Source organism: Mycobacterium sp. 852002-30065_SCH5024008 (assembly GCF_001665645.1).
GTDB classification, from domain to species: domain Bacteria; phylum Actinomycetota; class Actinomycetes; order Mycobacteriales; family Mycobacteriaceae; genus Mycobacterium; species Mycobacterium paraffinicum.
This window is the reverse complement of the sequence record NZ_LZSZ01000095.1, coordinates 1-11,257: the sequence shown is the minus strand read 5'-3', so window position 1 is coordinate 11,257 and position 11,257 is coordinate 1. Positions and strand designations below refer to the sequence as shown.

General features: G+C 71.0%; 8 protein-coding genes and 1 tRNA gene. 3 read left to right on the top strand and 6 right to left on the bottom strand.

The window, feature by feature from the left end:
• Positions 1-16: 16 nt before the first annotated feature.
• From A5781_RS12960 to selD, 5 genes are read right to left on the bottom strand one after another with little or no spacing between them, the layout of a single operon-like run.
• A complete protein-coding gene (locus tag A5781_RS12960; RefSeq protein WP_067206158.1) occupies positions 17-1,003 on the bottom strand; it encodes an LLM class F420-dependent oxidoreductase in 987 nt (328 codons plus the stop codon).
• Between the two features lie 46 nt (positions 1,004-1,049).
• Positions 1,050-2,135, bottom strand: coding sequence for an NrfD/PsrC family molybdoenzyme membrane anchor subunit (nrfD, locus tag A5781_RS12955; RefSeq protein ID WP_067206156.1), 1,086 nt, complete (start codon positions 2,133-2,135; stop codon positions 1,050-1,052).
• Between the two features lie 7 nt (positions 2,136-2,142).
• Complete coding sequence (locus tag A5781_RS12950) at positions 2,143-3,123, bottom strand: 4Fe-4S dicluster domain-containing protein (RefSeq protein WP_067206257.1); 981 nt, start codon at positions 3,121-3,123, stop codon at positions 2,143-2,145.
• The gene (gene fdh / locus A5781_RS12945; protein WP_231990699.1) at positions 3,086-6,403 is read right to left on the bottom strand and encodes a formate dehydrogenase; all 3,318 of its coding nucleotides are present in this window, start codon (positions 6,401-6,403) and stop codon (positions 3,086-3,088) included. The genes A5781_RS12950 and fdh overlap by 38 nt, the downstream gene beginning before the upstream one ends.
• Positions 6,404-6,460: 57 nt before the next feature.
• Positions 6,461-7,453, bottom strand: a complete 993-nt coding sequence (selD, locus tag A5781_RS12935; RefSeq protein WP_067206146.1) for a selenide, water dikinase SelD — start codon at positions 7,451-7,453, stop codon at positions 6,461-6,463.
• Between the two features lie 27 nt (positions 7,454-7,480).
• Here selD and A5781_RS12930 point away from each other — a divergent pair.
• The 3 genes from A5781_RS12930 to A5781_RS12920 all read left to right on the top strand — a co-directional run bounded on the left by A5781_RS12930 (position 7,481) and on the right by A5781_RS12920 (position 10,571).
• Positions 7,481-7,575, top strand: a tRNA-Sec gene (locus tag A5781_RS12930).
• 18 nt (positions 7,576-7,593) lie between these two features.
• The gene (selA, locus tag A5781_RS12925) at positions 7,594-8,874 is read left to right on the top strand and encodes an L-seryl-tRNA(Sec) selenium transferase (RefSeq protein ID WP_067206143.1); all 1,281 of its coding nucleotides are present in this window, start codon (positions 7,594-7,596) and stop codon (positions 8,872-8,874) included.
• Entirely contained in the window at positions 8,862-10,571 is a 1,710-nt protein-coding gene (locus A5781_RS12920) for a selenocysteine-specific translation elongation factor (RefSeq protein ID WP_067206138.1), read from the top strand. The genes selA and A5781_RS12920 overlap by 13 nt, the downstream gene beginning before the upstream one ends.
• Here A5781_RS12920 and A5781_RS12915 read toward each other — a convergent pair.
• A complete protein-coding gene (locus tag A5781_RS12915) occupies positions 10,555-11,019 on the bottom strand; it encodes a GatB/YqeY domain-containing protein (protein ID WP_067206135.1) in 465 nt (154 codons plus the stop codon). The genes A5781_RS12920 and A5781_RS12915 overlap by 17 nt on opposite strands.
• Positions 11,020-11,257 lie beyond the last annotated feature (238 nt).

The following is an 11,257-nucleotide window of genomic DNA, read 5'->3' as shown; positions in this document are numbered from 1 at the left end:
TGCCCAAACGTCTAGATCAACCTGCCGCTTTACGCAGCGCGGCAAGCAAAGGTTCGGCTGCTTCTTTCAGGAAGAGGTCCTGCGAGTCGCCGCCGACCTGGACCAACGCCACGTCGGTGAACCCCGCCTCCCAATAGGGCCGGACGGCCTCCACGATCGCGTCGAGGTCGGGGCCGCAGGGGATGGAATCGGCGACGTCTTCGGGCCGGACGAATTGGGTCGCGCCGGCGAAACCCGCCGGCGTCGGCAGGTCGGCGTTGACCTTCCAGCCGCCGGCGAACCAGCGGAACTGCTCGTGGGCGCGTTTTATCGCGGTCTCGCGGTCGGGGTCCCAGCACACCGGGATCTGGCCGACCACGCGTCCGCCGCCCGCCAGGTTGGCGGCCTGACGCGCGGCGTGCCAGGCGTCGACGAGCTCCCCGTCGGGCTCCACCGCGACGAAGTGGTCTGCCAGCCGGGCGAATTTGTCGACGGCCTTGGTGCCGCCCATCGCCACCGCGATGCCGACCGGGACCTCGGGCACGTCCCACAGGCGCGCGGAGTCCACCTGGAAGTAGTCGCCGGTGAAGTTCACCAGCTGGCCACCGAACAGCTCGCGGATGATCTTGATGGCTTCGCGCAGCATGTCCTGGCGACGTTCCACGGTCGGCCAGCCCTTGCCGATCACGTGCTCGTTGAGGTTCTCGCCGGTGCCCAGGCCCAGGGTGAACCGGCCGTCGGACAGGATCTGCACGGTCGCGGCCTGCTGAGCGACGATCGCCGGGTGGTAGCGCATCGTGGGGCACGTCACGTACGTGTAGAGGTCGACCCGTTCGGTGGCGTGCGCCACCGCGCCCAGCACGGTCCAGGCATTGGGCGCATGCCCCTGCGTGGTCAGCCAGGGCGAGAAGTGGTCACTGCACACCTCGAAGTCGAAACCCCGCTCTTCGGCTGAAACAGCTTGCCGTACAAGGTCATTGGGTCCACTCTGCTCGGTCATCAGAGTGTAGCCAAAATTCGTCATGTTCCTATGCTTACCCCGGTCCGCCTGGCGCAAACCGCGCCAGTGCTCAGCCCGCGGTGGTGATCGAGTCGCCGGCGGCCCCGGCGGCCCGGCGCGCCTCAAGCCGGCGCTTCTGGGGTTCGATCGTGTAGCGGGGATCGCGGGCCGACTCCAGCCCCGCCTCGAAGAAGCCGAACCGCAGCATTGCCGACGCCGTCAGCAGCGCCAGGCCGGACAGGGCGGCGACGCCGCGATGTCGTCCGCCGAGCAGTGCGCCCAGACCGCCCGCGGCGGCCAGCCGTTCGCTCCAGGCCAGCAGCCGGCCGGGCCTGCCTTCGTGCAGCGGTTCCCTGGTCACCGGGTCCATCCGATATTCGGTGAACCTGGCGGAGATCAGGTCAGCGGTCGCGCCGATGACGGCCAGCCTGCGAGCGGGCCCCGCCTCGGCGACCGGGGTGGTGATCATCGCCAATCCCGATGCGGCCAGGCTCGCCGAACTCACGAACACGAACGGCAGGTCTCGGTACGCGGCATTCCACGTCGGGGTCGCGGTATCGGTGAGCAGCACCGCCGTGTAGACCGCAAGTGGCGGCGCGAAGACCGCGGCTTCCAACCCGGCGGGTCCCTCCACGGCGCGCAGAACGGGGCGCAACGGCCCCAACGGGATTCGCTCACCGGTCATCCGGTCGACCTCGGACACCGCGGCCACCCCGATGCCGGCGCTGAAGAAGCTGAGGATCCACGAGCCGATGCTCATCGGCGAGGTCAGCTTGACCGTGCGCAGCATGTTGACGAAACGCTCGGGCCGGCCCAGGTCTTTGACCAGGGCGACCGCGCCCAGCATCACCGCGATCAACGCGGACAGCCTGGCGTTGCGGCGCAATGTGTCTCGCCCGGTGAGCTGGGCCCCGGCCGCGAGCAGGCCGGACCCGCCCGCGACGCCACCCAGGAACAGGTACGCCGCAACCTCATGTCCCCAGGGCGCCGGCTTGACGACCGGGCGCCCGTAGTACGAGCTGAACTCGACATCCGGGACCATCGGCATCTCGCGCGCACCGTCGCCGCCGCCCCGGCGGCCCGCCCGCCTGCCCCTGCGGCGCTTGCCGCCCGCGGGCTCCGGCGGCCGCAGGCTGTCGTATTCCGAAGTGCTCATGGGCTTTTCATCTACCCTTCCAGAACGCCACCGCCGCGGCGGCGAACATCCCCGCCGCGGCCATGCCCGCTCGTTTGAACATCTGGGGCAGGTCCGCCGTGCACACGCGCGGGTCGGGCGGCAGGCCGTAGACCTCCGGCTCGTCGAGCAGCAGGAAGATCGAGCCGGTGCCGCCCACGCCGTCGTGTTCGTTGGCGCCGTAGAGGCGGGCCTCCGTCAAACCCTGGGCGTGCAGCGCGGCGACTCGTTCCCGGGCGTTGACCACCAGGTCGTCGTGGTCACCGAACTTGATCGACGTGGTCGGGCAGGTTTGCGCACACGCCGGGATCTGGTCTTCGACGAGGCGGTCGTAGCACAGCGTGCACTTCTGGGCGACCCCGGTGACGAACTTCTCGGCGGGACGATCGGGACGCTCGGGGCTTTTGGTGGGCGTCGCGTACGTGCCGTCGCTACGACGCTCCACCACGCCGAACGGGCACCCGGCCACGCAGGTGCCGCACCCATTGCAGACGTCGTCCTGCACGACGACGGTGCCGAACTCGGTGCGGAACAACGCGCCCGTCGGGCAGACGTCCAGGCAGCCGGCGTGGGTGCAGTGCTTACACACGTCCGACGACATCAGCCAGCGGAATTCGGGGGTGTCCGGCGGCGTGATGTCTGGGCGCGGCGCGTTGCCGGGAAGCGTCGGCATGCCCAATTCGGTTAGGGCGCGACCCGATTCGCGCGCCTGGTCGATCCGGTCGCGCCCCTGCTCGATGAACGCCACGTGCCGCCAGGTGCTGGCGCCCAGCGCGCCGGTGTTGTCGTAGGACGAACCCAGCAGCTCCAGGTCACCATCGCGGGGATTGCGGTTCCACTCCTTGCACGCGACCTCGCAGGCCTTGCAGCCGATGCAGATCGAGGTGTCGGTGAAGAATCCCTTGCGCGGCTTGGGTTCGACCCAGCCGGCGTCACTCGTCGGGTCGGTCGGTCCGCTCAGCTGACCCATCGGCTCCCCCTTCCCAGACGCCGTCGCTGATCCGCACATTGCCGGTCTCGGTGGTGGCCCCCGAGCGGGACTGATATTCGGCGATCAGGCGCAACAGGTCCTCGCCCTGTGGCCGGCGGCCCGGGCGGATGTCGCACGAGCCGGCCTTCGACTCCTGGATCTGCACGTTGGGGTCGAGTGTCACGCCGAGCAGGTCGTTGGCCGCGTCCCCGCTGACCACGGCGTCGCTGCCCACACCCCAGTGGTACGGCAGGCCGATCTGGTGCACGGTGTGGCCGTTGATCACCAGCGGGGCAACACGTTTGGTGACCAGCACCCGGGCTTCGATCGCCGCGCGCGGCGAGACGATGGTGGCCCAACCGTACGGTTCGAGTCCGCGTTCGGCGGCCAACTCCGGGGACACCTCGCAGAACATCTCCGGTTGCAGCTCCGACAGGTAGGGCAGCCAGCGGCTCATCCCACCGGCGGTGTGATGCTCGGTGAGCCGGTAGGTGGTGAACACGTACGGGTACACGTCGGCCCCCGGCTCTCCGGCGCTCGGCGCGCTCAGATTGTCCTTGCGCGGGAAGGTGATTCGTCCGGGGTTTCGCTGCTGGGGATACAGCGCGTTGGCGACCGGCGACTCCTGCGGTTCGTAGTGCGTGGGTAACGGCCCGTCGAGAAGCCCCTTCGGCGCGAACAGCCAGCCCTTGCCGTCGGCCTGCATGATGAACGGGTCGTCGCCGGCGAGCGCGTCGGGACCGCCGACGTCCGGGTCGGGCCTACTGCCCGGCGCCCGGTCGGCGACGAAGTCGGGCACGTCGTAGCCGACCCACCGTTGCTGGTCCGAGTCCCACCACACGTAGCGCTTGCGTTCGCTCCACGGCTTGCCGTCCGGGTCGGCCGACGCGCGGTTGTAGAGAATTCTCCGGTCGGCCGGCCACGCCCAGCCCCACTCCTGCTGGCTCGGCGACTCACCGCCGTGCGGGACGCGGCGCGCGGCCTGGTTGGTGGCGTTCGCGTACACGCCGGTGTAGATCCAGCAACCGGCGGCGGTCGACCCGTCGGCGCGCAACTCGGTGTACGACGACAGCGGAGCGCGGTCGGCGGCGTAATACCCGTTGATCTCGGCCAATACGGCTTCGCCGTCGGGCTCGCCGCGCTCGTCGGTCGGGTAGTCCCACGTCAGGTCCAGCAGGGGCCGGTCGCGCTCATCGGTCGACCCGGCCAACCGCTGCCTGATCCGCTTGCCGAGTTCGAAGAAGAACTGCAACTCGCTCTGGCACTGGCCCGGCGGCTCGACGGCCTTGTGCCGCCACTGCACCAGGCGCTGGGTCTGGGTGAACGATCCCGCCTTCTCCACGTGCGTGGCAGCGGGCAAGAAGAACACCTCGGTCTCGATGTCCTCCGTTTTCAGTTCGCCCGAGGCGATTTCGGGCCCGTCCTTCCACCAGGTGGCCGACTCGATGAGGTTGAGGTCGCGCACCACCAGCCACTTGAGGTGGGACATGCCCATGCGTTGCATCCGGCCGTGCGCCGACCCGACCGCGGGGTTCTGGCCCAGCAGGAAGTAGCCCTCAACCTCGTCGGACAGCATGCCCACGACGGTCTGATACGTGCCGTGCGGGCCGGACAGCCGCGGCAGGTAGTCGTAGGCCCAGTCGTTGTCCTCGGTGGCCGCCTCCCCCCACCACGCCTTGAGCAGGCTGATCGCGTAGGCGTCGGAGTTGGCCCAAAAGCCCTTCTGCTTCTTCGATCCCACCGCGTCGAGATAGTCGGCCAGGGTGTCGTGCGTGCCCGCCTTGGGCATCGCCAGGTAGCCGGGCAGCAGGTTGAACAGGGTCGGGATGTCGGTGGAGCCCTGGATGGTGGCGTGGCCGCGCAGCGCCATGATGCCGCTGCCGGGGCGGCCGACGTTGCCCAGTAGGAGCTGCAAAATGGTTGCGGTGCGGATGAATTGGGCGCCCAGGGTGTGCTGCGTCCACCCGACGGCGTACGCGAAGCACGTGGTGCGCTCGCGCCCGGAGTTCTCGACGATTGAGCGGGCCAGGTAGTCGAAATCGGCGCGGCTGATGCCGCAGACGTCCGTGACCATTTCCGGCGTGTAGCGGGCGTAGTGGCGCTTGAGGATTTGGAACACCGTGCGCGGGTGCTGCAGGGTCTCATCGCGTTTGACGCGGGCGTGCTCGAGCGGCGGACCGCCGCTGCCGTGCTCGTGGCCCGCCGCGCTCTGCGCGGCCGACGCCCCGTGTGTATGGCCGCCACCCGGGGACTCGATCTGGCCGTTCCCCTCCTCGTCGTAGGCCCACGTCGACGTGTCGTACTGCCCGGTCTCGGGGTCGAAGCCGGAGAACAGACCGTTCAGATCCTCGGTGTCCCTGAACTTTTCGTTGATCAGGGTGGCTGCGTTGGTGTAGGCGACGACGTACTCGGAGAACCACAGATCATTGGTCAAGACGTGGTTGATCAGCGCGCCGAGCAACACCACGTCCGAACCGGCCCGGATCGGGATGTGTTTGTCCGACACCGCCGAGGTGCGGGTAAAGCGCGGGTCGACGTGGATCACCCGCGCGCCGCGGGCCCGGGCCTCCTCGACCCACTGGAATCCGACCGGGTGGCACTCGGCCATGTTGGAGCCCTGGATGACGATGCAATCGGCGTTGGCCATGTCCTGCAGTGTTTGGGTGGCGCCGCCGCGCCCGAAGGAGGCTCCCAGACCGGGAACCGTTGCGGAGTGTCAAATGCGGGCTTGGTTCTCGATCTGAATGGCGCCCGCGGCGGTGAAGAGCTTCTTGATGAGATAGTTCTCTTCATTGTCCAGCGTCGCCCCGCCAAGCGCGGCGATGCCCATGGTGCGGCGCAGCAGGTTGCCCTTCTTGTCGATGTCCTGCCAGGTGTGGCGGCGAGATTCGACGAACCGGTCAGCGATCATGTCGATCGCGGTGTCCAGCTCGAGGGGCTGCCATTCGGTCGCCCGCGGCGGACGATAGAGCACCTGCAGCTGCCGGCCCGGCGAGTTCACCAGCTGCTCGCTGGCAGCGCCCTTGGGGCACAAGCGGCCTCGCGAGATCGGCGAGTCGGGGTCGCCCTCGATCTGCACCACCCGCTCGTCCTTGACGTAGACGCGCTGGCCGCAACCGACCGCGCAATACGGGCAGATGCTCTGCACCACGCGGTCGGCCGTCGTCGTGCGCGGCGTGACGGCGCGGGTGCGCTTCGAGGTCACGGCCGACCCGCGGCCGAGCTTGTCCGGTGAACGCAGCTGACGCACGACGGGCCACTCCAGGAAAAGCTTGCGCATCGTGTTTTTTGGGGCCATGCCCCTGAGCCTAGTGCGCGCGCCCGAAACCCCGCCCGCTCACCGCACCACGATGGTGTGCTCGCCGCGCGGCACCAGCTCCCCGATCACGGGCGCGCCCGGGATCTCGCCGGCGATCAGCAGCCCGCCCGAGGTCTGCGCGTCGGCGAGCAAAAGCGCCTCCTCCGCGTCGACCGCGGACAGGTCGACGTGCGGGGCCACCCAGTCGAGGTTGCGCCGCGTGCCCCCGCTGACGTAGCCGGCCGCCAGCGCCTCCCGCGCGCCCTCCAGGTAGGGCACCGCCGCGGCGTCGATCATCGCCGTCACGCCGCTGGCCCGTGCCAGCTTGTGCAGGTGCCCGAGTAGCCCGAAACCCGTTACGTCCGTGGCGCATTCGACACCGGCGGCCAGCGCCGCCGCGGCCGCGTCGGCGTTCAACGTGGTCATCGCCTCGATCGCCTGCTCGAAGCGCTCGCCGGTGGCCTTGTGCCTGCTGTTCAGCACGCCGACCCCCAGCGGCTTGGTCAGCGACAGCGGCATGCCGGGCTTGCCGGAGTCGTTGCGCAGCAACCGGTTCGGGTCGCCGATCCCGGTGACGGCCAGCCCGTATTTCGGCTCCGGGTCGTCGACGCTGTGGCCGCCGGCGAGGTGGCAGCCGACCAGGCCGCACACGTCGAGCCCGCCCCGCAGCGTCTCGGCCGCCAGCTCGAACGGCAGCACGTCGCGCGGCCAGCCCAGCAGATTGACCGCCACCACCGGACGCCCGCCCATCGCGTATACGTCGGACAGCGCGTTGGTGGCGGCGATGCGGCCCCAGTCGTAGGCGTCGTCGACCACCGGGGTGAAGAAGTCCGTCGTCGCGATCAGCGCCGCGCCACCCTCGATGCGCACCACCGCGGCGTCGTCGCCATGGTCCAGGCCGACCAGCAACTCACCGACCGGGTCGCGCGGCGCGCTCGCCCCCAGCCCGCGGACCACATCCTCCAGCTCGCCGGGCGGGATCTTGCAGGCGCAGCCGCCGCCGTGGGCGTACTGGGTCAGTCGATAGGTCACGCGTCCATACTTGTCCCTATGGTTCGAGGAGGCGTGTCCGGTCTGGTGACCGGCGCGGTCTTCAAAACCGTCGAACGGCAGACGCTGCCGCTGGCGGGTTCGATTCCCGTCCGCCTCCGCCATACTTCTTCGAGCCTGACATGACCGACCCGCGCCGCCGGGTGCCGCGCACCGACACGCTGCTCGCCGATCCGCGCCTGGCCGAAGCCCAGCGGGTGCTGGGCCGCGATCTGGTGAAGTCCGTGATCGCCGATGCGCAGCAGCGGGCGCGCGCGGGGGAGATCGAACCCGAGCGCGTCGCCGAGCACGCCGTCGCCGCACTTCCGGCCACCGCGTCGAGCCTGCGGCCGGTCATCAACGCCACCGGCGTCGTGGTGCACACCAATCTGGGCCGGGCGCCGCTGTCGCGGGCCGCCGTCGACGCCGTGGTCGCCGCGGCGGGGACCACGGACGTGGAGCTGGACCTGGCGACGGGCCGCCGCGGCCGCCGGGGCCGGGGGGCGCTGGCCGCGCTGGCCCGGGCGGTGCCCACCGCAGGCGCCGTGCACGTGGTCAACAACAACGCCGCCGCGCTGCTGCTGACGGCCCTGACGCTCGCCGCGGGCAAGGAGATCGTGCTCAGCCGCGGCGAGCTCGTCGAGATCGGGGACGGGTTCCGCATCCCCGAGCTGCTGGCCTCCACCGGATCCCGGCTGCGCGAGGTCGGCACCACCAACCGCACCAGCCTGCGCGACTACGCCGGGGCGATCGGGCCGCAGACCGGTTTCATCCTGAAGGTCCATCCGTCCAACTTCCACGTCACCGGGTTCACCTCGGCGGTCGGCGTGGCGGAGTTGGCGAAACTCGGCGTGCCCCTGGTGGTCGACATCGGCTCCGGCCTGCTCTCCCCGCACCCCCTGCTGCCCGACGAGCCCGACGCCACGACGACCCTGCGCGATGGCGCCGACCTGGTCACCGCGAGCGGCGACAAGCTGCTCGGCGGCCCCCAGGCCGGCCTGCTGCTGGGCGACGCCGAGCTGATCGAGCGGCTGCGCCGGCACCCGGCGGCGCGCGCGCTGCGGGTGGACAAACTCACCCTCGCCGCCCTGGAAGCGACCCTGACCGGCCCGCCAACCCCGGTGGCCGACGCGCTGATCGCCGACGTGGCGGAGCTGCGGTCGCGCGCCGAGTCGCTGGCCGCCACGCTGCCGGGCGCCGAGGTGGTGGATTGCATCGCGGCCGTCGGCGGCGGCGGGGCGCCGGACGTCCAGCTGCCCAGCGCCGCGGTGAGCCTGCCCGAGTCCTACGCCGCCGCGCTGCGCGCCGCCAGCCCGCCAGTCGTCGGCCGGCTCGAGGCGGGCCGGTGCCTGCTCGACCTGCGCACGGTCGCTCCCGAGGACGACGCGCGGCTGGCGGCGGCGGTGCTCGCATGTTCGTCATAGCCACCGCCGGGCACGTCGACCACGGCAAGTCCACCCTGCTGCACCGGCTCACCGGCATGTGGCCGGACCGGCTGGCCGAGGAGCGGCGCCGGGGTCTGACCATCGACCTCGGCTTCGCGTGGACCGAGCTCGGCGGGCGCCGGCTGGCGTTCGTCGACGTGCCGGGCCACGAACGGTTCGTGGCCAACATGCTCGCCGGGGTGGGCCCGGTCCCCGCCGTCATGTTCGTCGTCGCCGCGACCGAGGGCTGGATGCCGCAGTCCGACGAACACCTCGGGGCGCTGAACGCCCTCGGTGTCCGCCAAGGGCTGCTGGTGATCAGCAAGGCCGACCTCGCCGATCCCGGTCCGGCGATCGAGCAGGCGCGCGAACGGTTCGCCGCAACCTCGCTGGCCGGGGCTGCCGTCGCGATCGGCACCGACCTCGAGCGGGTGCGCGCGGAACTGCTGGCGCTGACCGACCGGCTGCCGGTTCCGGACGCGGGTGCCGACGTGCGGCTATGGGTGGACCGGAGCTTCACCGTCCGGGGCGCGGGAACGGTGGTGACCGGCACCCTGGCGGCCGGCACGATTCGGGTGGGCGACGAGCTGGAACACGCCGGCCGGCGCGTCACGGTCCGCGGGCTGCAATCGCTGAGCCGCGACGAGTCGGCGGTCGGTGCGGTGGCGCGCGTGGCGCTGAACCTGCGCGGCGTGGACCGCCGGGACATCGGCCGCGGCGACACCGTTCGGACGCCGGGCGTGTGGCTGGACACCTCGGAGATCGACGTCGCGCTGCGCTCGGCGGACGCGCTGCACCGCCAGCTGGTACTGCACATCGGGTCCGCGGCCGTGCCCGTGCAGGTGCGGCAGCTGGGTGAGGCGGCGGCCCGGCTGCGGCTGGCGAAGCCCCTGCCGCTGCGGGTTTCGGACATCGGGCTGCTGCGCGATCCCGGGGAGCACCGGATCCCGGCGGGAATCGAGGTGCTCGACGTCCGGCCGCCGGCGCTGCGTCGCCGCGGCGCGGCCAGGGATCGTGGCGCGGAGCTGGCAACCGGCCGCGTCCGTCCGCCCGATTACGCCCGGGCCGACGAGCTGCGCGCGATGGGCCTGCCGCCTTCGGGGCTACGGGTGGGCGACTGGGTGGTGGAGCCGCAGTGGTGGGCCGCGCGGCGCGAGTGCGCGACCGCCGCGGTGCGGGGCTGGACCCAGGACCACGACATCGCGGCGGGAATGCCGCTCGAGACGTTGCGGCAGCGCGCCGGCCTGCCCGCCGCTGAATTACTGCCCACGCTGCTGGAGGGCACCGGACTTCAGGTGGTCGACGGGTTGGTCCGTTCGCCGGGGGCGGCCCTGCCGGCCCGCGTCGACAAGGCGGTGCGCACCATCGAGGAGTGGCTGGCCGCCGGGCCCTTTCGGGCACCGGAGGCCGACGAACTGGCCGAGCTCAAGCTCGGGCCCCGGGAGCTGGCCGCCGCGGTGCGCGCCGGGCGGTTGACCCGGATCGCCGACGGCGTCGTGCTCGGGTCCGGCGCGCTGGACCGGGCGGCGGCCGTGCTCGCGACGCTGCCCCAGCCGTTCACCGTCAGCGACGCGCGCCGCGCGCTCGACACCACCCGCCGGGTCGCCGTGCCGTTGTTGGAACAGCTCGACGCCCGGCGCGTCACCAGGCGGGCCTCGGACGGCACCCGGGTGGTGGTCGCTACAGCCGCTCCTTGACCGCCGCCGACAACCGGGCGCCGTCGGCCTTGCCCGCCGCGATCGCGGTGGCCGCCTTCATCACCAGCCCCATCTGCTTCATGCTCGGCCGCTCGCCGATCTCCTCGGCGACCTGGGCGATGGCGGTGTCCGCGACGTCGGCCACCTCGGCCTCGGTGAACGGCGTCGGCAGGTATTCGTCGATGATCCGCGCCTCGGCGTGCTCGTTGGCGGCGAGCTCCCCGCGGCCGTTCTGGGTGTAGATCTCCGCCGACTCGGCACGCTTGCGCGACTCCCTCGCCAGCACCTTGATGACTTCGTCGTCGGAGAGGGCTTTGGCCTGTTTGCCGGAGACTTCCTCGGTTTGGATCGCGGCGAGCAGTAGGCGCAGGGTCGCCGTGCGCAGCTTGTCCTTGCTCTTCATCGCATCGGTCAGGTCGGCCCGCAGCCGGGATTTGAGTTCGGCCATGCCAGAGACGCTACGCGCCGACCGCCTGGCCATGATTGAGAAATGCCCGGACCACCGACAGGATGGAGCCCATGACGAACGACGGGCCCGTCCGTAAACACCGCGGAACACGTTGAGCGCGCCGCCGCCTGGCTATCCGGGCTACGGCCCGCCACCGGGTTACGGCTGTCTCTTATACACATCTGACGCTGCCGACGATCGCATAAGTGTAGATCGCGGTGGCCGCCTTATCATTAAA